We start from the raw sequence: 18945 nt of genomic DNA, 5'->3' as shown, positions 1-18945 counted from the left end.
TGGCAACTGGCCCGGGTGTGCAGCGTAAAGCACCACGATCAGTTATCCGGCGGGCAGGCGGCCGCGGTCGGAGTCACCAATTTGCAGCGCAACCGCACGGCGTCACCAGTCGTGGCCGGCGGTACCCACGCGCATTACTGAAAAGCCTGCGCGGCGGGCTTTTTGGAATGCCGAAATCCCCCAAGACAGGCCTGCTGGCATTTCGCCGGGCGGGCATCACACAGGAGACACGACAGTGACGAACGAGCAACAGACGTTGCTGGAGATGCCGCTTTGGCTGGTGATTGTCCTGGCTTTGCTGGGCGGTCTGAGCGGCGAGATGTGGCGGGCCGACAAGGCCGGCGCCCGTGGCTGGTCGCTGCTCAGGCGGTTGGCGTTGCGTTCGGGGGCCTGCATGGTCTGCGGCGTCTCCACGGTCATGCTGCTGTACGCCAGCGGCATGTCGATCTGGAGCGCCAGCGCCTTTGGCTGCCTTACCGCCATGGCCGGCGCCGATGTCGCCATCGGCCTCTACGAGCGCTGGGCGGCGCGGCGCCTGGGCCTGGGCGAGGCATGCGCGCCGACGCCCCAGGATGAAGAGTCAACGCGCTAACAAGGAAGAGAAGCGGATGTTCAACGAATTCCGTTGCGGTAAATGCAACCGCCTGCTGGCCCGCACTGGCGGGCCGGCGCTGCTGCAAATCAAGTGTCCGCGCTGCGCGACCCTCAACCACATGAAGGCCACGAGCCTCGATGGCCCGCCTGCGAGCGACCAAGACGCGGCCCAGAGCCCGCACACCCTTCAATCGATTCAATAAGGAGACGGACCATGGCCGGTCGTTCGCGTATTCCCTTCAACGGTGTCGGTACTTCGGTGCTGCCCGCCTACCAGACACTCCGCGCAGGCCAATACCTGCTTTCTCCCAACCAGCGCTTCAAGCTGCTACTACAGGGGGATGGCAACCTGGTGATCCAGGACAACGGTGCCACCGTGTGGGTGGCCAATGACAAGCAGCCGTTCAGCTCGACCATTCCCCTGCGCAACAAGAAAGCGCCGCTGGCTTTCTACGTGCAATACGGCGCGTTCCTGGATGATTACTCGCGGCGCCGCGTGTGGCTGACCAACAACACCACCTTCACCAGTAACGACCAATGGAACCGCACCCACCTGGTGCTGCAGGACGACGGCAATATCGTGCTGGTCGATTCGCTGCCGTTGTGGAACGGCACCGGCGCGATCCCGCTGGTGCCGGGCGCGGTGGACTCGCTGCTGCTGGCCGCCGGTACCGAGCTGGCCCAGGGCGTGGTGTATGCCGCAGGCGCCAGCAAGCTGGCCTTCCAGGGCGACGGCAATGTCGTGGCCTATGGTCCGAACGGCGCCGCGACCTGGAACAGTGGCACCCAGGGCAAGGGCGCGATTCGCGCGGTGTTCCAGGGTGACGGCAACCTGGTGGTGTACGGCGCGGGCAACACGGTGCTGTGGCAGTCGGGTAGCGCAGGGCATCCCACTGCGGTGTTGCGTCTGCAGGCCAATGGCAGCCTCGCCATCCTCGAGGAAAAACCGGTGTGGGCCCGCTTCGGTTTCCAGCCGACCTACCGCCACATCCGCAAGATCAACCCGGACCAGAAGCCGATTGATATCTGGACCTGGCACTTCTGAGCCGCCTGCCGGGCCCTGGGTGGCCCGGCCTTGACCCCAACGACTGTTGAAGGAGCATCCTCATGAGCGAACTGGCCCAGTTGCAGGCGGCCGTCACCTCCACCTTGAAGACGGCGCTGCCAGCGCTGGCCACGGTCATTGCCGAGGGTGACGACAGTGGCCAGCCAGCCTTGCCGGCCCTGGTGCATGGCGTGCTGCGCATGCGTGGCGACGAGGCGCTGCGGGACGGGCGCTCACTCATGGTCGCGACCCTGCAGGCGCGCATCACGGCCCAGGGCACTGCCGCCCAGGCGCGGATGCACGCTGGCGAACTGGCGGCGCAAGTGATCGACCTGCTGCGCCACCAAGGGTGGGGGCTGGATTGCGTCGAAGGCGCCCGCAACATCCTCGCCGAAGCCGACGGTGCATCCTGGTGGGTGCAATGGGAGCAGCCGGTACTGCTGGGGCCAAGCCAATGGCACTGGCCGGACCAGCCACCGGGCAGCCTGATGCTTGGCTTTGCCCCGGATACCGGCCTTGGCAACCAGGACCATTACCGTGCACCGGAGGACCTGGCATGAGCTATGCCAGCGCCATGCACGACCGCATGCTGGCCTGCCTGGTGATTCCCTGCCGGGTGGTGGCCGTGGACCTGGTCGCCGCTCGCGTGCGGGTCGCCGACGGTGGCGGCTGGACCAGCGCCTGGTTGCGCTGGCATGCCCTGGCCGCCGGTAAGGCGCGCCACTGGCGAGCCCCGAGCCTGGACGAGCAGGGCGTGCTGGTCAGCCCCAGTGGCGAGCCGGCCCAGGGCACCTTCGTGCCGGGCCTGTACGGCAATGCTGGGCCCGCGCCGGACAACCGCGAGCATGTGGAGGTCTGGCGTTTCGAAGACGGCGGCTCGTTGGTCTACGACTGGCAAGCCAAGCGCTACGACATCCAACTGCCCAGCGGTAGCGCGACGGTCAAGGTCGGTGGCAGCACCCTGGTGGTCAGCGACAACGCCATCACCCTGGACGCCGCGTCGATCACCCTTACTGGCCAGGTAGCCATCAACGGCCCATTGACGGTCAGTGGCGACATCAACGGCGGTGGCCGGATCATCGATACCGCCGGCAACACCGCCAATCACAAGCACTGATACAAGCCAACGGCAACGACATCGGCCTCGAGCCGAATCCTGATCGCCTTCGAGCGGCTTTGTCGCACGCGCCTGCGTGCGTTCATTTCGTTCTGAGGGACATGCCATGCAATTGATTGCCAAACCCGTGCGCAGCACTGACGAGAATATCTGTGGAGCTGCGTTTTCCTACACCGGTACGCCTTCGGGCGTACAGGTTGAACAAGCGAGTCAACAACTGACGTTCGCTGCCTTCGAGGGGGCGGATTATCCGAGCAGCATCAGCGGCGTATTCGCGCTGGGGCCACGGGTTGCGAGCGCGATGATTCAAATCGACGCTCGTGTGTCTGTCAGCTTCAATGCCTATGCGTTAGCCGGCTCCAGCGGGGTCGATAGCGATAATGCGCAGGTCTCGATGGTGATGCTTGCAGGTGCCCAGCCGATTTTCACCAAAAGCTATTTCCTGCGTGAGCAGGACGCCTCGGGTGCCTTGATCGATACCCGTGAGAGTGGACGCTACAGCGTGGCGGGGTTCGCCATTACGATGCCAACCCGGATGGGCGCCACCTACAGCGCAACGCTCAGCAAGCCTGGCACGCAGGGCCAGCATATCGACCTGTCGCTGAACGTACCGATTACCGGTGCTGGCTCGGCCAAGGCCATGGCGCGGATCGATTTCCCGTTGGAGGACAAGGCGGCGGGCTTCACCACGGGTGAGTTGCAGGCTCTGTTGCCTGAGCTCAAGCAGCATGAGGGCGAGAAGGACTTCATGTACGTGGACTCCCAAGGGCATGTGACCACGGGCGTCGGCTTCCTTTTGCCGAACGAGGACGCCGCCGTCGCTTATCCGTTCGTCGACCTGGACGATGTACCGGCGACCGAGCAGCAGAAGCGCGAAGAGTGGCGACTTATCGCGTCAAAATATGACCCTGCCCACAAACACGGTGCCGACTGGTATGAGGATTACACCAACCTCTATCTGCAGCCCGAATTCATCGACCAGAAGCTTCGCGAGCTGGTGGACGCAGATTTCCACGGCCTGAGCCAGGACTTCCCAGGGTTCGCCGGTTTCCCTTCGGCGGCGCGAATGGCGCTGCAGGACATGCGTTTCAATCTGGGCGCAAGTGGGCTGGTTAACAAGTTCCCGCGCCTGATGGCCGCGATCGAGCGTCGCGACTGGCGCGCGGCCGCCGCCGAATCCCATCGCAGCAGCATCAGCGAACTGCGCAACAACTACGTGCGCGACCTCTTTCTCCGCGCGGCCGAATCGCAATAGCAGGGTCATCGGGTTCAGGCCGTCATGGCGCCGTCGTCTGCAACCTCAGGCCGCGACGGCTCAATCTCATCAAGGAAAACACTATGCCGACCTCTCCTCGGGAGCTCTGCGTGTCTGGCGGTGCCCCATGATTGGCATGGACCGCCGCACAGGCCTGCCCTTGTCGGGCGTGGCCCATCTACGTCAATCCATCGAAGACATCCTCACCACCCCGCTGGGCAGCCGGCGCATGCGCCCGGAGTACGGCAGCCAGTTGCGCCGCTACGTCGACCTGCCGGTCAACGAAGGCTGGAAGAGCGCGGTGCAGGCCGAAGTGGCCCGTGCCCTCGGGCGCTGGGAACCGCGCCTGCAACTGGAGCGGGTCAAGGTGCTGGCCGTGCTCGACGGCCAGGTCAGCCTGGCCCTGAGTGGCCGCTACCTGGGCGACGACGCCCTGGTGGAGGTGACCGTATGAGCCAGGTCGATCTGTCGAAACTGCCCGCCCCGCAACTGCTCGAAGACCTCGATTTCGAGGTGCTGTACCAGGAGGACCTGGCCAGCTTCCGCGCCCAGCTGGGCGAAGGCTGGAGCGCCAACCTGGAAAGCGACCCGGTCACCAAGCTGCTCGAGGTCGGTGCCTACCGCAAGCTGCTCAACCGGGCGCGCATCAACGACGCGGCCAAGGCGTTGCTGTTGGCCTACGCCCAAGGCAGCGACCTCGATCAACTGGCGGCCAACGTCAGCCTGCAACGCCTGGTGATCCAGGCGCAGGACCCGACCACGCTGCCGCCCACCGCGGCGATCCTCGAGTCGGACGATGCGCTGCGCGAGCGCGTGCAACTGGTCTACGAAGGCCTGACCACCGCCGGCCCGCGCAACAGCTACATCCTCCACGCCCGCAACGCCTCGGGGCGTGTCGCCGACGCGACGGCCGAAAGCCCTTCGCCGGCGGTAGTGGACGTCACTGTCCTGAGCCTGGACAACGACGGCGTGGCCAGCCCGGAACTGCTGGCGCAGGTGAAGGACTACCTCAACGATGACGATATTCGCCCGGTCGCCGACCGGGTCAATGTGCGCAGCGCCGAGGTGTTGCCGTACCGCGTCGAGGCGGTGCTGTACATGGCCGACAACGGCCCGGAGTACGAGACGGTGCTCAGCGAATGCCGGCGTCGTCTGCAGGCCTGGGTCAACCCGCGCCGACGCCTGGGTGTCGAGGTCGCTCGTTCGGGCATCGACGCGCAACTGCATATCGATGGCGTCGGCCGGGTCGAACTGCTCGGCTGGCAGGACATTCGCCCGAGCAAGGCCCAGGCCGCCTGGTGCACCGGCATCGACCTGCAGCGGGGTGAGTGACATGCACAGCCTGTTGCCGCTCAACCGCACGCCGCTGGAGCGGGCCATCGAAGTGGCCGCCGACGAGGACCTCAAGGTCGCCCTGCGCACCCTCTACAACCCTGAAACCTGCCCGGCGCACCTGCTCTACCAGTTGGCCTGGGCCTGGTCGGTGGATCGCTGGGACGACAGTTGGAGCGAGGCGATCAAGCGCTCGGTGATCCGCTCGGCGTTCTTCGTCCATGCCCACAAAGGCACCCTCGGCGCCTTGCGCCGGGTGGTCGAGCCGTTCGGCTACCTGATCGAGGTGCAGGAATGGTGGCAGGCCGAGCCTGCCGGGGTGCCGGGGACCTTTGCCTTGAAGGTAGGGGTGGTGGACAGCGGCATTGACGAGCAGACCTACCAGGAGCTGACCCGTCTGATCGAGGATGCCAAGCCAATCAGCCGGCATCTGGTCGGGCTCGATATCAGCCTTGAAAGCCATATCCCCGCCTATCAGGCCATCGCGCTCTACGACGGTGAACTGCTGGAGGTACATCCCTGGCAGGCCTCGGACATCGACGTGCACCTGGCTGCTTACAACCTGGTGAACGATCACACCACGGACATACTGGATATTTACCTAAATGGCTAACTTAACCACCCAATTCGGTGGGTTCCTGACCAATGTGGGCATTGCCCAGCAGGCCAACACGGCTGTGCTGGGGCTGCCTTGGAACATCACCCACATGCTTATCGGTGATGCCGGTGGCGAGCCTTCGCAAACGCCGGATCCCACCCCCAAACCCACCCAGACCGCGTTGCTGCGCCAGGTTTATCGAGCGCAATTGAACGCGCTCTATCAATCACCCGCCGATCCCGGCGTGCTGGTCGCCGAGCTGGTGCTGCCGCCGGAAACCGGTGGCTGGTGGATTCGCGAACTGGCGCTGGAGGATGCCAACGGCAACTTCATCGCCGTGGCCAAGCCTGCGCCCAGCTACAAGCCTCTGTTGGCGCAGGGGTCCGGACGTACCCAGACCATCCGCATGCATGTGGTGTTCGGCAATCTCGCCAACGTCACGCTGAAGGTCGACCCCAGCATTGTGCTGGCCACCCGCGACTACGTCGACAAGGCCCGCGAGGCCGCCGAGCTGTACGCTCGCAACCAGATCAAGGCGCATGTCGAGGAGCCGGACCCGCACCCGCAGTACCTGCGCCGCGCGGACGTGGCCAAGGACGCCGGGCCGCTGGCCTGGCTCGGCGCGGCCGGTGGTACCGCTGATGCCTTGGTGCTGTCGCTCAAGAGCAACGAGGCGGCGCTCGGGGCCTACGCGGCCGGACAGCGCTTTCAGTTCCAGGCGACCGCCACCAACACTGGCGCCGCCACTGCGAAAATTGGCGGTTTGGCGGCCGTGGCCGTGAAGAAAACCGGTGCCGCCGGCCTGGTCGACCTGGTGGGCGGCGATATCCGCGCCGGGGCGCTGTATGACCTTAACTACGACGGCGCCTATTTCCAGTTGGGTGGCGGCGTCGGCGCCGGTAAAGCCTTCGAGCGGTTCTCGTTCGAAGCCTCGGCCGGGCAGCTGGTGTTCAACGTGCCGCATGTAGTGGGTAGCACGCTCGTTATGCGTAACGGCCGGGAAGTCACCGGCTATCTGTCGGACGGCCAGAAAATCACGCTCAAGGCACCTTGTAACCTGGGGGAGTCGGTCGAGGTATTGGCATTCAGCTCGTTCTCTACGGCCAACACCTACACCAAAGCCGAAGTCCAGGCGCTGCTGACTACCGCCTCGGCACTACCGGTGGGCAGCATGTTGCCGTTTCCCAAGGGCACGGTGCCGCATGGGTTTCTGGAGGTTGACGGCAGCGTGCAGACCGCAGCGGTTTACCCTGACTTGGCTGCTTACCTGGCCGGTTCGTTCAATAAGGGGGATGAGCCGGCGGGCTACTTCCGGTTGCCGGAATCACGGGGCGAGTTTCTGCGTGGTTGGGATCATGGCCGGGGTGTTGACGATGGGCGGGTTATCGGCAGCTGGCAGGCTGACGAACTCAAGTCGCACGCTCACTTGTTAGGTGTTCCAGTATCAGCCTCTATTGCTTCCGGTGCCAACGTTGTCGGCACTGCCGCACAAAACACCTTGCCCTCGACCTTGACTGGGGGGGGCGAGACACGCCCGCGCAACTTAGCGGTGATGTGGTGCATCAAGGCCTGGAATGCACCGGTCAATCAGGGGAGCATCGACATCGCCGCATTGGCTGCACAAGTTCAAGAAATCTCGGATAAAGGCACCATTGTTGGAAGCACTCGCAATGGGAAAGTTTTTATCGGCGTGCCATCTTTATCGGCTACGTATGTAGCAGACGAGTTGGTTTTGGTTAGTGCGCTGGGCGGAAAGTCATATCGAGTATCGAACTTCAATAAATCCCTAAATCTTGCAATGGTGGGTGTGGGAGGCATGGATGCCGGTGCTGCTCCAGCTAATGGTTTTGTGGCGATTTACGCAATTTATAACCCGACAACCGCTGCGTCTGCACTCCTGGGTGTAAATGCTACATCGGCAAGGGCCCCGGAAGTATACGGCGGGGTCAACATGCCGGTTGGCTATACGGCATCTTGCTTGCTGACCGTGGTCCCCATCGTATCTTCAAAATTTAGCCCTTGCGCGGTGCGTGGGAGAGAAGTGCATGTAGGTAGTTTCTACGTCTACATAACAAACACTATCGTGACGAACATTCTCGTATCTGCCGCCACGTTGGTCCCATTCAACGCAGTCTCGATGCTCGGCACCATGGAGGCGACATGTACAGCGGCAGCGCAGCTAGCGATATTGCTTACGGATGGGTACTTGCCAGGCTTGGCCGGGTTGAAAATTATGACTGCGGGGGTCGTTGCGGCAGGCACCGTTACTTGCCCTTTTGGAGGCCTACTGCTGACCGATAGCAGAGAGTTTGCAATATCAACTTCTTTCTCGGGTACTGGCGGAACTCCAACGTACAAGATCGCAGTATCGGGGTATGTGATATGAAGTATCTTCAAGTTGTCGATGGCGTGATTATTTCGGCGTTCGCTGGCCCTCAAGACCCAGAGCGCTTTCCGGGCCTCGTTGAGGTGGAAGACGATGATCCGCGTTACTTGGGCCTCATTGCTTCAGTTACACCGGAAAAGCTCGTGCTGGAGCCAAGCGCCTTAGAGCGCCAGTGGCGCGATGCCCAGTTGCTCGAATTGGTCTGGCTGCGTGATCGTCACCGCGATCAGCTGGAGATTGGCGCCACCACCACGCTGACCGCTGAGCAGTTCGCAGAGTTGCTGGTATTCATGCAGGCGCTGCGCGACTGGCCCCAGTCCGAGGCGTTTCCTGACGAGTCAGCGCGGCCGGTGCCTCCGGTTTTCCTTGAACAATTAGGGGGTGATCAATGAGTCGCGCCGATGATCTGGCCGCGATTGAGCGCGGCTTGTTGGCGGTGCGGGGCCTGAACAACGCCCCGATCACTGCCAACAAAGTGTTGACCGAGCAGGATACCGGCGTGGTACTGGTCGATGCTTCGGCCGGCGCGGTGCTGATCGTGCTGCCGGCGGCGAACAAGCCGATGGATATCCGTGTGCAGCGGGTCGACAACAGCGGCAATAGCCTGACCGTGCGGGCAGCTGGCGGCGAGTCGGTCAAGTTTCATACCCATTTGCGCCCGGCCGGCTATGGCCACTTTGTGCTGATGGGCGCCGGTGACTTTTGGCATTTACGCAGTGATGGCGCTGGGAGCTGGCTGCTGCTCGCCCGGTTCGATAACACGCCGCTGGGACGCATCGCCTTTGAAACCACGACAGCCACCAACCCAGGCGGCTGGGGACGGCCTGACGCGCGGTTGCTGGGGCGTGGCGACTGGCCCTGGTTATGGGACCACGCTCAGCAGTCCGGAATGCTGGTAAATGATGCTCAGAGGGCCGGGATGGAAGGTGGATGGACCCGTGGTGACGGGACCAGCACTTTCCGTATTCCAGAGCTGCGCGGTGAGTTCATGCGCTCGCTTGACGAGGGACGCGCAGTGGATCCGACACGAACGCCTGGTTCATACCAGTCCGCTTCGCTGGTACATGGGGAGATCGTAGATGCAGTTTCGTCATTCCGGCGAATGCAAAATATGAAACCCAAGTTCTTCGATGTCGCTGACACAAACGAAACCGTGGCTGTGTCGACGACGACGGCGTCCGTCACTACACAAACAATTGCGGCGAACAGTATCTACTTTGGTGCTGTAAGACCTCGCAACATAGCCTATCCAAGCCGTATCAAACTGATCTGAATCGGCTTCGCATGAATCAATAGACACCTACCTACACAGGGCTGCTCTCTACCTGAGTCAAGCCCGTCCAGGCCCCGCACCCGCGGGGCCTTTTCATACCTGAACCTGGAGCAAACCTACATGAGTGGATTCTTCCACGGCGTCACCGTGACCAACGTCGACACCGGCGCGCGCAGCATCGCGCTGCCGTCGTCCTCGATCATCGGCCTGGTCGACACCTTCACCGAAGGCCCGGGCGCCAGCGCCAAGGCCAACGACCTGGTGCTGATCACCAGCGAGCGCGAAGCGGTCGCGGCGTTCGGCCAGGACGCGGCGATCACCAAGGCCTGCCGCGCCATCTACAGCCGTGCCAAGGCGGTCATCGTCGCCTGCGGCGTGGCCAAGCTCGAAGACGCCGCCGAGCAGACCTCGGCGATCATCGGCAATGTGCTGGCCGACGGCAAGCGCACCGGCCTGCAGGCGCTGCTCGACGGCAAGAGCCGTTTCAACGCCCAGCCACGCCTGCTGGTCACCCCCAAGCACAGCGCCACCCAAGCCGTCGGCAGCGCCCTGGTGGCCCTGGCCGACAAGCTGCGCGCCATCGCCATCATCGATGGCCCCAACAGCACCGATGAAGCGGCCATCGCCTACGCCAAGAACTTCGGCGCCAAGCGCGCGTTCCTGGTCGATCCGGGCGTGCGCTACTGGGACAACGCCGAACAGGCCACCGTCGATGCGCCAGGCTCGGCCTGGGTCGCCGGCCTGTTCGCCTTCACCGACCGCGAGTACGGCTTCTGGGCCTCGCCGTCGAACAAGGAGTTCGTCGGCATCACCGGCACCAGCCGCGCGGTGGAGTTCCTCGATGGCGACGACACTTGCCGCGCCAACCTGCTGAACAACGCCAACATCGCCACCATCATCCGTGACGACGGCTTCCGCCTGTGGGGTAACCGCACCCTGTCGAGCGACCCGAAATGGGCCTTCGTCACCCGCGTGCGGACCATGGACATCGTCATGGACGCGATTCTCTACGGCCACAAGTGGGCGGTCGACCGTTCCATCACCGCCACCTACGTCAAGGACGTCACCGAAGGCTTGCAGGCCTTCATGCGCGACCTGAAGAACCAGGGCGCGATCATCAACTTCGAGGTGTTCGCCGACCCGGAGCTGAATACCGCCAGCCAACTGGAGCAGGGCAAGGTGTACTGGAACATCCGTTTCACCGATGTGCCGCCTGCCGAAAACCCCAATTTCCGCGTCGAAGTCACCAACCAGTGGCTGACCGAAGTCCTCGATTCCGCCGCTTAAGGAGCGCACCTACATGGCAATGATTCCCGAAACCCTGGCCAACCTGAACCTGTTCGTCGATGGCGTCAGCTTCCAGGGCGATGTGCCCAGCCTGACCCTGCCCAAGCTCACCCTGAAGACCGAGGAGTACCGCCCCGGCGGCATGGACATGCCGGTCGAACTGGACCAGGGCATGGAAAAACAGGAGGCCGCCTTCACCACCACCGGCGTGCGCCGCGAGTCGCTGAAATTCTTCGGCCTGGCCGACGGCACTGGCTTCAACGGCACCTTCCGCGGCGCCTTCAAGGGCCTCAAGGGCAAGATCAACCCGGTTATCGTCACCCTGCGCGGCGCGCTGAAGGAAGTCGACATGGGCGACTGGAAGTCCGGCGACAAGGCCGAGATCAAGCACAGCGTCGCCGTCACCTACTACAAGCTCGAGGTCGATGGCCGCCTGGTCTACGAAATCGATGCCCTGGGCATGAAGCGGGTGATCGACGGTGTCGACCAACTGGCCAGCCAGCGCGCGGCACTGGGTCTTTAAGGAGAACGAACAATGGCTCAAGTGAAAAAACAGCCGCAATGGCTGGCGGTCGATGCCGAGCGAGTCACTGTGCGCTTGTCGCGCCCCAGCGAGGCCAACGGCGTGCAGGTCGATAGCCTGTCGTTGCGCGCGCCGACCGTGCGCGACATCCGCCAGGCCCAGGCCGGTGGCGCCGGCGACGATGAGCAGCGCGAACTGAACCTGTTCGCCTCGCTGGCCGAGGTGGGCGTCAAGGACCTCGAAGGCCTGGCCCTGAAGGACTACAGCCGCCTGCAGGCTGGCTATTTTCGCCTGGTGCAGGACGACGAACTTTGATCCTGCCCGGCAGCAGGCCGCCGCCCGGCGGCTGGCCAGGGAGCTGAACTTTTCCGCCAGCGAACTCATGAGCATGTCGTTCAGCGACATGCTCTGGTGGCTGGCGGAATGACAAGGAGGAACGCATGGCGAACACACAGGTGTTCACCCTCGGGCTCGGCATCAGTGCCGACCAGCCGCTGGGCGCCGCGTTCGATACGCTCCGCCAGCGCATCGGGCGCCTGCGCAAGGAAGCGGACGGCACTCGCCTGGGGCGGCTCATCGGTGAGGTGATCCGCCTGGGCCTGGAGCTGGACAAGGCGGGGCAGGCCGGCAGGAGGCTGGCTGACGAGCAGGCAGGGGGGCACGAGGCGCAGGTCGAGCGCTTGCGCGGCGAAGGCGCGCGTGTCGCTCGGTTGCAGCAGGCTTATGTGCAGCTGGGCCGGGCAATCGCCGGCTTGCCGCGGCTCAGGCCCGCCGATGTGCGGCCGGCCTGGCACCCGCCCTTGCTGTTGCCGGCAGCGAATGGCAAGGCAACGGCTGTGGCACCGGCCAAGCCCTCGACACCGGCCAAGCCCATGGCCACGCCGCGTAGCGCTGGCGAAAAAACCAGAATCGTCATGGCCGGGCTGGGTGGGCTTACCGCAGGTGGGATCGCGGCGTACAAGGCCAGTCGGCGCCTGAGCCCTGAACAGCGGCAGCGGGCGGTCAAGGCGGTCAGCGTCAAGGCCGAGATGGGCGCGGCCACGGCGGCGCTCAAAAGTGCCGAGGCCTTGGTGACTGGCGAGGATGGTCGAGCAAAGGCCAAAGGCGTTGGTGCCGCCGTCGGTGAACTGGCCGGCAACCTGCTCGGCGCGGCCCTTGGCGCGGCGAAGGGAGGGGCTCGCGGTGGCCAGCGCGGGGAAGACTACGCCAGCCTGTTTGGCGGCTATCTGGGTGAGAAGCTCGGGGGGCGCGCTGGCGAGGGGCTGTACGACTTCTTCACCGATAGCAGCGACGACAAGGACAGGATGCCCGAGGCGTCGCCGGCGAGTGCCCAGGCTGGAGCGGCCGCGCCTGCATCGTCGCTCCAGTTGGCAGGCCCCCAGGTCGACCTGTTCGAGGCACAGGTCGACAGTGGGGCGCTACCGGCCCTTGGCAGTGCCTTGGGCGAACTCGAGCTCGGTGCCACGCGTGTGGGGCAACATCTGCTGGCGCTGGGCGCGCCGGCCCCAGCCGCCACAGCGCCAGCGCAGACGCCGGCCAGCGTGGTGTTGCAGGCCTTGGCGGATAAACCCAAGTCTGCCCCGCCTTCCGCGCCAGGCATCGCCCCCGTGGCGAGTGCCGATGCGCCCAAGGGGGTATTCGCCAAGATCGGCGGCGCGGTCAAGTCCCTCGGTAAACCAGCTGTGCTGGGAGCCGTGGGCAAAGGCCTGGAGACCTTCACCAGCGACAAGTCCGACAGCGACAAGGCCGAGGGCTACGGCAGCGCCGTGGGTGGCCTGGTCGGTACGCTGGTTGGCGGTGCGCTGGGCTCGGTGGTACCAGGCCTGGGCACGGTGGTTGGCTCCACGGTCGGTGGCATGCTGGGCGAGGCGGTGGGTGGCTGGGTCGGCAAGACCTGGTTCGGCGGTGACCAGCAGGCTGCCCCGACGGCCAGCAGCGAAGCGGTATCCGCCCAAACGCCCGCCTCCGAGGGCAACGCAGCGGCCACCAAGCCTGCGAGCGCCAGCAAGCTTGATAGCGCGAGCGGGCCCGCCAAGCAGGGCGCGCAACCTTCGCCAGCTGCGCAAGCCCCAGCCGCTGCGACACCTGCGGTGGAACCCAGGGGCGTTGGCGCGGCGATGAAGGTACTGGCCAAGCCAGCGCTCCTGAAAGCGACCCAGCAAGGGTTGACCACCTTCACCAGCGACAAGCCCGCAGGCGAAAAGGCCGAAGGCTACGGCAGTGCCGTCGGTGGGCTGGTCGGCACACTGGTTGGCGGGGCGATTGGTTCGGTGGTGCCGGTGCTCGGCACCACCTTCGGCGCCGCGCTTGGCGGGATGGTCGGCGACCAGCTCGGCGGTTGGCTCGGCAAAACCTGGTTTGCCGGCAAGGAGCAGCCCAGCCAAGTGGGCACGGCAGCCAAGGCCGGTGCGGCCACGCCTGCGCAGGCACAGGCCGAGCCCGGCGATGTGCTGCGCTCGATCAGCAGCCCGGCGCCAGCCGCGCCTGCCGGCACATCGACCCCACCGGCCACGCCACCTGCACCGGTCTACAACCAGCAATTCACCTTCACCTCGAACATGCCCGTCACCGTCAGCAACAGCCTCGACGACCCAGGCACGCTCGCGCAACTGGAGGCCATCGCCCGGCGCCAGTTGGAGGAGTTGATGCGCCAGGCCCGTTCGGTGCAGTTGGCCGACACCCCACATATTGCACTTTAAGGAGCAAGCATGACCTATCTGGAGCAGCTGCAAGCCACGCTGCACGCCCTGGTCAAGGCGGGCGAAGCAGGGCGTCGGCGTGCCGACGCCATGCTCGAGCCGATGAACGAGGCGATCGGCCACGTGCAGGGCGCGGTAGCCGAGCTGGAGGGCCTGCCCGTGGTCGGCCCAATCATTGGCGCCAAACTGCAACGCACGATGCGGGCGATCACCACGGCCCAGGCGCGGGTTGCCAAGGTAGTCGCCAAGTACGACCAGGCGCTCGGCGTGGCGCGCCAGGTGCGTGAGCGCATCGACGCTTTTGCCGGGCACGTGGTCAAGGCCAGCGCGGCGATCCGCCGGGTGGCGGGGGAGGTGCGCTCGACCGTCAATGGCGTACTGTCGACCCTGGGCTTCGCACCCGAGGCGACCCCCGCGCCCGAAGCGGTCAAGCCGTTTCCCCACCTACTGGTGTTGCAACCGCTCAAGGCCGGTACTTCGCCTTACTACTTCAACCTCGACACCGCCGCCTTCGACCAGTTACGTCGGCAGACGCGTTTTCGTTGGGCCGGGCAGGAACGCCTGAGCCGTGAGAGCGCCCAGCAGGCGGTCAGCCTGGGCGAGGAAAGCATCACCCTGCGGGGTGCGATCTTCCCCGGTTTCAAGGGCGGGATCGGTCAGTTGCAGACCCTGCGCAGCATCGGCCGGCAGTTGTTGCCGTTGTCCTTGACCACCGGTTACGGCGAGGTGCTTGGCACCTGGTGCCTGACCAGCATCGAGGAAGAGCAAAGCATGCTGCTGGCCGGCGGCATCCCTCGCAAACAAGGTTTCTCACTGGAGTTCGTCAGCTATGGCCAGGATTTGCACAACGTCTGAGGGCGATCTGCTCGACACCCTCTGCCAGCACTACTACGGGCATCTCGTTGGCACGCTCGAAGCAGTGCTGGATGCCAACCAGGGTCTGGCGGACGAGGCCCAGCCGTTTCGCGCCGGAGTGAGGATCCTGCTGCCGGAGCTGCCCGTGGCGGCGAGCAGCAGCCTGCAGTTGTGGGATTGATGACGCCCTCCCTTCACATCAACACCTGAGGCCTGACCATGCAGCCCCAATTTCGCATCACCGCGGACGGCCACGACATCACCACGTTGATCAACGACCGTCTGTTGCTGCTGCGCACCACCGACAAGCCCGGCCTGGAGTCGGACGAATTCGAACTACGCCTCGATGCCCGCGACGGTGCCTTGGCGCTGCCCGCCCGCGGCGCATCGCTCGAGGTGCACCTGGGATATGCGGGCCAACCCTTGAGCCGTCTAGGCCGCTATACGGTGGACGAGGTGGAGCTTTCCGGCCCGCCAGACACCTTGCTGATCCGCGGCAAGGCCAGCGACCTGCGCGGCACTGGCAAGACCATCCGTAGCGGTAGCTGGGAGCAGGCGACGTTACAACGCATCGTCACCGAGATCGCCGCCCGCAACGGCTGGCAGGCGGTGTGCCCGGTGACCGTGCAGATCCCGCGGGTCGACCAGTACAGCGAATCGGACTTCAACTTCGTCACCCGCCTGGCGCGCCTGCACGATTGCACCGCCAAGCTTGCCAACGGCCAATTGCTGGTGCTGCCGCGCCAGGGTGGACAGAGCGCCAGTGGCAAGCCCCTTGGCGTGGTGACCATTGCTCGTAGCGACGTTAGCCAGTGGCAGTTCCGCCTGGCCGACAAGAGCACCCACAAGGCGGTCAGGACTCGCCACCAAGACAGCGCCAGCGGGCGCCTGCAAACGCTGGAACTGGAAAACGGCGAGGCCCCGGACGGCCTGCAGCCGGTGTACACCGACCGCCACCTGTACCCCAATCGAGCCGCCGCCGAGCAGGCCGCCAAAGCGCGCCTGGCCAGCTTCAACCGCGATACCGCCAGCGTGCGCCTGGACCTGCCCGGGCGTACCGACCTGTTCGCCGAGCGCAGCATCGAGGCGAGTGGCTTTCTTCCAGGGCTCGATGGCACCTACCTGGTCGAGTCGGTGGAGCAGGTGTTCACCAGCAGTGGCTGGCGCACCACCTTGCAGTGCAACGGTGGTCGCCAGGGCAAGGCCAGGGCCAAGGGTTGCGCTGCGCGCCGTACCGGGCTGTGCAAGGCCTGAGGCTGTCCGGGAGAACGTTTCCCGGTGCCTGTCGGTGAAGGCCGTTTCTATAGTCGTTGCTCAATCGACGCGCCTGACTATGGAGGGCAGCAAGGATGTCTGCAGTACTCGCTTACCGTGATATTTGCGTGATCGACAATGCGGCCCAGGGGACGCATGGAACTGCTTGCGCGAAGCCCTTGCTGATCACTGCAATTTCCTACCCCCAGGTGGATATTGGCCCGAGTGAGTGGGTGAACCCACGACAGACATATTTTGGCAGGGATCGTTATCACTGATGGCGATTACCCCTTGTCTTGTCTGAAGAGGAGAAACGACCTGTGACGCTCAACATCTCATGTCGCGATGAGCGACCTGCAAGTACACCCAGGCGGCGCCGGCTGGAGCTGTTGGTGTTTACCTTCTCTGGTCTGGCCGTGGCGTTGTTGTATTCCAACGATCGCATGGTCTACGTGCCTACCGATGTCGAACATTTGCGCGAAATCGAGGGTTGGGTCAGTGGTTACTCGGACACCTGGAAAGTAGGTGGAAGGTCAGTCGTGCTGTTCGCAGTGTCCTACCGCTTGCAAGACGGCGTTCACCATCAGGGCGTTTTCAGCTATCGCGAGGGGTATGAGGCCGCAGGCTTGCGCGTCGCCAAGAAGGTCTTGCTGACAGTCGAAGCAGGGGCTGAGCACAGCATCGTGCGCGAGGTGGCCACGGTGGATGGAGAAGTCCTTTTCGACGACCGGCTCTATTGGAAGGTCGTCAACTGGCACAACCGGCACGCGGATTTCATGATCGGGTTCGGCGCCTTTCTAGGCCTGGTGGGCGCGTGTCTGATGCTGTGGTCCGCCTGGGGCGATCGTCATGTGCTGTTCCAGCGCTGAATCGCGTTCATTTATCCGCATGCCGGGCGTTCCTGGCCGCTTTACCACCAGGACTACCCCCATGTTCATCGACTTCCGCTGTGGCCAATGCCACAAGCTTCTGGCCCGTATCACCCCGGTTTCCGAGCTCCAGATCAAGTGCGGTCGTTGCCGCACCTTGAACCATGTGAAAGCCACGCGCTTCGAGCCATCGCCTGTGAGCGAACCACCGGCGGCCTGCGCCGCCCTTCGATCAGACAGCCATGGAGAATGTATCGATGCCGCTCACTGAACAGCAGCTTCGCCAGATCTACCCACTCGCCGGCCAGCGCGCCGCGACTTTTCTGCCAGCCCTCAACACGGCAATGGCCAACTGGGAAATCGACCATCCCAAACGCATCGCCGCCTTCCTCGCCCAGGTCGGCCATGAGTCCGGTCAGCTGCGCTACGTCAAGGAACTGGGCAGCGACCAGTACCTGGCGCGCTACGACACCGGCAGCCTGGCCCTGCGCCTGGGCAACACGGCGCAGGCCGATGGTGACGGTCAGCTGTATTGTGGCCGTGGCCTGATCCAGGTGACCGGGCGCAATAACTACCAGGCCTGCAGCCGCGCGCTGTTCGGTGACGAGCGCCTGCTGGCGCAGCCGCAGATGCTCGAGCAACCCCGCTGGGCCTGCGAGTCGGCGGCCTGGTTCTGGCACTCGCGCGGGCTCAATGCCTTGGCCGACCAGGGGGAGTTCAACCGCATCACCCGTCATATCAACGGCGGTCTCAACGGCCTGAGCGAACGCACGGCACTGTGGGCTCGGGCCCGCGAGGTGCTGTGTTGAGCCGCTGGCGGGCGGTGCTGTGCTTGCTGCTGATGGCAATGAGCGCCGCTGCGGCCTGGCAGGCCCAGGGCTGGCGCCATGGGCGCCAGCTGGCGGTGCAGGAGCAGGCGCTGGTGCAGCAGCGGTTGGACCAGGCCAAGGCCTTGTACGAGCTGCTGCTGGTCGAACGCGAGCAACGCCAGGGCCTCGAACAACGCCTGCGCGACAGTGAATCGAAACATCATCAGGAGCTCTCCAATGCCCAACACGCTCAAGCACGCCTGCGTGATCGCCTTGCTACTGCCGATCTGCGCCTGTCGGTCCTGGTCGAGCGCGACGCCAGTTGCGCCGCAGTGCCTGCCGCCGCCGGCACCGGCGGCGTGGATCATGGCGCCGTACGCGCCCGACTTGACCCGGCGCATGCTCGACGAATTATCAGCATCACCGACGACGGCGACCGCGGATTGATCGCCTTGCGGGCCTGTCAGGACTACGTGCGAAGCCTGGCCCATTGAACCCTTGCCAGCGCACCGGGGAATGGTAGGGTAGGGCGCTGTCTTGTCAGGAGCTCGCCATGGACCCGATTACCGAACTTTCCACGCGCCTGGGCGAACACCTGCGGCGCGTCAACGCCCAGGTGAGCACCGCCGAATCCTGCACCGGTGGCGGCATTGCCGAGGCCATCACCCGTATTCCCGGTAGCTCGGCCTGGTTCGAGGCTGGCTATGTCACCTACTCCAATGCCCAGAAGACCCGCCAGCTCGGCGTACCCGAGCCCTTGTTCGCCCAGGTTGGCGCGGTCAGCCAGGAGGTGGTCGAGGCGATGGTCCGTGGTGCCCAGGCCGCCAGCGGGGCGCGCTTTGCCGTGGCGGTGAGTGGCGTGGCCGGGCCAGACGGCGGCTCGCCCGCCAAGCCGGTGGGCACGGTGTGGCTGGCCTGGGCCGACGGCAACCACGTGAGCAGCGAGCGGCGCCACTTCGACGGCGACCGCGAAGCGGTGCGCCGACAGACGGTGATCGCCGCGTTAGACGGCTTGTTACAGCTTGGCGCGGAGTAATTCACTCGACGGG

Annotated in this window: 24 protein-coding genes; all 24 read left to right on the top strand. The window is 64.6% G+C overall.

Translation table 11 applies throughout. From position 1 onward, the window contains the following. Nucleotides 1-235: 235 nt before the first annotated feature. The 24 genes from E3U47_RS02890 (at nt 236) to E3U47_RS02775 (ending at nt 18932) form a co-directional block, all read left to right on the top strand. Entirely contained in the window at nt 236-592 is a 357-nt protein-coding gene (locus E3U47_RS02890; protein ID WP_134689507.1) for a phage holin family protein, read from the top strand. Nucleotides 593-608: 16 nt separating this feature from the next. Continuing rightward, entirely contained in the window at nt 609-797 is a 189-nt protein-coding gene (locus tag E3U47_RS02885) for a Com family DNA-binding transcriptional regulator (RefSeq protein WP_134689506.1), read from the top strand. 11 nt (nt 798-808) lie between these two features. Then, nucleotides 809-1639 carry a putidacin L1 family lectin-like bacteriocin gene (locus tag E3U47_RS02880; protein WP_134689505.1) on the top strand — a complete coding sequence of 277 codons (831 nt, stop codon included), beginning with the start codon at nt 809-811 and terminating at the stop codon, nt 1637-1639. A 62-nt stretch (nt 1640-1701) separates the two neighbouring features. Continuing rightward, nucleotides 1702-2199, top strand: a complete 498-nt coding sequence (locus E3U47_RS02875) for a hypothetical protein (RefSeq protein WP_134689504.1) — start codon at nt 1702-1704, stop codon at nt 2197-2199. After that, on the top strand, nt 2196-2756 hold the full coding sequence (locus E3U47_RS02870) for a phage baseplate assembly protein V (protein WP_134689503.1): 561 nt from the start codon (nt 2196-2198) through the stop codon (nt 2754-2756). Before E3U47_RS02875 ends, E3U47_RS02870 begins: the two co-directional genes overlap by 4 nt. A gap of 106 nt (nt 2757-2862) precedes the next feature. Further along, nucleotides 2863-4011: a hypothetical protein gene (locus E3U47_RS02865; RefSeq protein ID WP_134689502.1), complete on the top strand. Its 1149-nt coding sequence runs from the start codon at nt 2863-2865 to the stop codon at nt 4009-4011. Nucleotides 4012-4138: 127 nt separating this feature from the next. Next, nucleotides 4139-4465, top strand: a complete 327-nt coding sequence (locus E3U47_RS02860; RefSeq protein WP_134689501.1) for a GPW/gp25 family protein — start codon at nt 4139-4141, stop codon at nt 4463-4465. Next, nucleotides 4462-5343, top strand: coding sequence for a baseplate J/gp47 family protein (locus E3U47_RS02855; protein ID WP_134689500.1), 882 nt, complete (start codon nt 4462-4464; stop codon nt 5341-5343). The genes E3U47_RS02860 and E3U47_RS02855 overlap by 4 nt, the downstream gene beginning before the upstream one ends. A gap of 1 nt (nt 5344) precedes the next feature. Further along, the gene (locus tag E3U47_RS02850; protein WP_134689499.1) at nt 5345-5956 is read left to right on the top strand and encodes a phage tail protein I; all 612 of its coding nucleotides are present in this window, start codon (nt 5345-5347) and stop codon (nt 5954-5956) included. Next, nucleotides 5949-8327, top strand: coding sequence for a phage tail protein (locus tag E3U47_RS25090; protein ID WP_256660215.1), 2379 nt, complete (start codon nt 5949-5951; stop codon nt 8325-8327). Before E3U47_RS02850 ends, E3U47_RS25090 begins: the two co-directional genes overlap by 8 nt. Then, complete coding sequence (locus E3U47_RS02840) at nt 8324-8719, top strand: phage tail assembly chaperone (RefSeq protein ID WP_134689498.1); 396 nt, start codon at nt 8324-8326, stop codon at nt 8717-8719. Before E3U47_RS25090 ends, E3U47_RS02840 begins: the two co-directional genes overlap by 4 nt. Next, nucleotides 8716-9600, top strand: coding sequence for a phage tail protein (locus tag E3U47_RS02835; RefSeq protein WP_134689497.1), 885 nt, complete (start codon nt 8716-8718; stop codon nt 9598-9600). Before E3U47_RS02840 ends, E3U47_RS02835 begins: the two co-directional genes overlap by 4 nt. A 120-nt stretch (nt 9601-9720) precedes the next feature. Next, entirely contained in the window at nt 9721-10887 is a 1167-nt protein-coding gene (locus E3U47_RS02830) for a phage tail sheath family protein (RefSeq protein ID WP_134689496.1), read from the top strand. A gap of 13 nt (nt 10888-10900) precedes the next feature. Continuing rightward, nucleotides 10901-11410, top strand: a complete 510-nt coding sequence (locus E3U47_RS02825) for a phage major tail tube protein (RefSeq protein WP_134689495.1) — start codon at nt 10901-10903, stop codon at nt 11408-11410. A 12-nt stretch (nt 11411-11422) separates the two neighbouring features. Further along, complete coding sequence (locus tag E3U47_RS02820) at nt 11423-11725, top strand: phage tail assembly protein (protein ID WP_134689494.1); 303 nt, start codon at nt 11423-11425, stop codon at nt 11723-11725. A gap of 125 nt (nt 11726-11850) precedes the next feature. Continuing rightward, the gene (locus E3U47_RS02815) at nt 11851-14109 is read left to right on the top strand and encodes a hypothetical protein (protein ID WP_134689493.1); all 2259 of its coding nucleotides are present in this window, start codon (nt 11851-11853) and stop codon (nt 14107-14109) included. Between the two features lie 9 nt (nt 14110-14118). Next, the gene (locus tag E3U47_RS02810) at nt 14119-14964 is read left to right on the top strand and encodes a phage tail protein (RefSeq protein ID WP_134689492.1); all 846 of its coding nucleotides are present in this window, start codon (nt 14119-14121) and stop codon (nt 14962-14964) included. Next, nucleotides 14939-15145: a tail protein X gene (locus E3U47_RS02805; protein WP_134689491.1), complete on the top strand. Its 207-nt coding sequence runs from the start codon at nt 14939-14941 to the stop codon at nt 15143-15145. The genes E3U47_RS02810 and E3U47_RS02805 overlap by 26 nt, the downstream gene beginning before the upstream one ends. Before the next feature lie 38 nt (nt 15146-15183). Continuing rightward, nucleotides 15184-16218: a phage late control D family protein gene (locus E3U47_RS02800; RefSeq protein WP_134689490.1), complete on the top strand. Its 1035-nt coding sequence runs from the start codon at nt 15184-15186 to the stop codon at nt 16216-16218. A gap of 320 nt (nt 16219-16538) precedes the next feature. Then, nucleotides 16539-17087 (top strand): hypothetical protein, encoded by a 549-nt coding sequence (locus E3U47_RS02795; protein WP_134689489.1) that lies wholly within the window; start codon nt 16539-16541, stop codon nt 17085-17087. A gap of 61 nt (nt 17088-17148) precedes the next feature. After that, nucleotides 17149-17358, top strand: coding sequence for a Com family DNA-binding transcriptional regulator (locus E3U47_RS02790; RefSeq protein ID WP_134689488.1), 210 nt, complete (start codon nt 17149-17151; stop codon nt 17356-17358). Continuing rightward, entirely contained in the window at nt 17345-17896 is a 552-nt protein-coding gene (locus E3U47_RS02785; RefSeq protein ID WP_134689487.1) for a glycoside hydrolase family 19 protein, read from the top strand. The genes E3U47_RS02790 and E3U47_RS02785 overlap by 14 nt, the downstream gene beginning before the upstream one ends. 32 nt (nt 17897-17928) lie before the next feature. Beyond that, nucleotides 17929-18390 carry a lysis system i-spanin subunit Rz gene (locus tag E3U47_RS02780; protein ID WP_177414187.1) on the top strand — a complete coding sequence of 154 codons (462 nt, stop codon included), beginning with the start codon at nt 17929-17931 and terminating at the stop codon, nt 18388-18390. A gap of 59 nt (nt 18391-18449) precedes the next feature. Further along, the gene (locus E3U47_RS02775; protein ID WP_134689485.1) at nt 18450-18932 is read left to right on the top strand and encodes a CinA family protein; all 483 of its coding nucleotides are present in this window, start codon (nt 18450-18452) and stop codon (nt 18930-18932) included. Nucleotides 18933-18945 lie beyond the last annotated feature (13 nt).

Origin of the sequence: Pseudomonas sp. RIT623 (genome assembly GCF_004519305.1) — a bacterium.
Classification (GTDB): Bacteria; Pseudomonadota; Gammaproteobacteria; order Pseudomonadales; family Pseudomonadaceae; genus Aquipseudomonas.
Note: the sequence above shows the minus strand (reverse complement) of the source record. Positions and strands in the feature narration are given on the sequence as shown.

Excerpts from the sequence above, each read along its gene's own strand:
- E3U47_RS02790 (WP_134689488.1), top strand. The coding sequence starts at position 17,149 with ATGTTCATCGACTTCCGCTGTGGCCAATGCCACAAGCTTCTGGCCCGT.
- E3U47_RS02830 (WP_134689496.1), top strand. The coding sequence starts at position 9,721 with ATGAGTGGATTCTTCCACGGCGTCACCGTGACCAACGTCGACACCGGC.
- E3U47_RS02855 (WP_134689500.1), top strand. The coding sequence starts at position 4,462 with ATGAGCCAGGTCGATCTGTCGAAACTGCCCGCCCCGCAACTGCTCGAA.
- E3U47_RS02825 (WP_134689495.1), top strand. The coding sequence starts at position 10,901 with ATGGCAATGATTCCCGAAACCCTGGCCAACCTGAACCTGTTCGTCGAT.
- E3U47_RS02810 (WP_134689492.1), top strand. The coding sequence starts at position 14,119 with ATGACCTATCTGGAGCAGCTGCAAGCCACGCTGCACGCCCTGGTCAAG.
- E3U47_RS02780 (WP_177414187.1), top strand. The coding sequence starts at position 17,929 with ATGGCAATGAGCGCCGCTGCGGCCTGGCAGGCCCAGGGCTGGCGCCAT.
- E3U47_RS02875 (WP_134689504.1), top strand. The coding sequence starts at position 1,702 with ATGAGCGAACTGGCCCAGTTGCAGGCGGCCGTCACCTCCACCTTGAAG.
- E3U47_RS25090 (WP_256660215.1), top strand. The coding sequence starts at position 5,949 with ATGGCTAACTTAACCACCCAATTCGGTGGGTTCCTGACCAATGTGGGC.
- E3U47_RS02815 (WP_134689493.1), top strand. The coding sequence starts at position 11,851 with ATGGCGAACACACAGGTGTTCACCCTCGGGCTCGGCATCAGTGCCGAC.
- E3U47_RS02805 (WP_134689491.1), top strand. The coding sequence starts at position 14,939 with ATGGCCAGGATTTGCACAACGTCTGAGGGCGATCTGCTCGACACCCTC.
- E3U47_RS02835 (WP_134689497.1), top strand. The coding sequence starts at position 8,716 with ATGAGTCGCGCCGATGATCTGGCCGCGATTGAGCGCGGCTTGTTGGCG.
- E3U47_RS02840 (WP_134689498.1), top strand. The coding sequence starts at position 8,324 with ATGAAGTATCTTCAAGTTGTCGATGGCGTGATTATTTCGGCGTTCGCT.
- E3U47_RS02800 (WP_134689490.1), top strand. The coding sequence starts at position 15,184 with ATGCAGCCCCAATTTCGCATCACCGCGGACGGCCACGACATCACCACG.
- E3U47_RS02850 (WP_134689499.1), top strand. The coding sequence starts at position 5,345 with ATGCACAGCCTGTTGCCGCTCAACCGCACGCCGCTGGAGCGGGCCATC.
- E3U47_RS02775 (WP_134689485.1), top strand. The coding sequence starts at position 18,450 with ATGGACCCGATTACCGAACTTTCCACGCGCCTGGGCGAACACCTGCGG.
- E3U47_RS02865 (WP_134689502.1), top strand. The coding sequence starts at position 2,863 with ATGCAATTGATTGCCAAACCCGTGCGCAGCACTGACGAGAATATCTGT.
- E3U47_RS02885 (WP_134689506.1), top strand. The coding sequence starts at position 609 with ATGTTCAACGAATTCCGTTGCGGTAAATGCAACCGCCTGCTGGCCCGC.
- E3U47_RS02870 (WP_134689503.1), top strand. The coding sequence starts at position 2,196 with ATGAGCTATGCCAGCGCCATGCACGACCGCATGCTGGCCTGCCTGGTG.
- E3U47_RS02785 (WP_134689487.1), top strand. The coding sequence starts at position 17,345 with ATGCCGCTCACTGAACAGCAGCTTCGCCAGATCTACCCACTCGCCGGC.
- E3U47_RS02820 (WP_134689494.1), top strand. The coding sequence starts at position 11,423 with ATGGCTCAAGTGAAAAAACAGCCGCAATGGCTGGCGGTCGATGCCGAG.
- E3U47_RS02860 (WP_134689501.1), top strand. The coding sequence starts at position 4,139 with ATGATTGGCATGGACCGCCGCACAGGCCTGCCCTTGTCGGGCGTGGCC.
- E3U47_RS02880 (WP_134689505.1), top strand. The coding sequence starts at position 809 with ATGGCCGGTCGTTCGCGTATTCCCTTCAACGGTGTCGGTACTTCGGTG.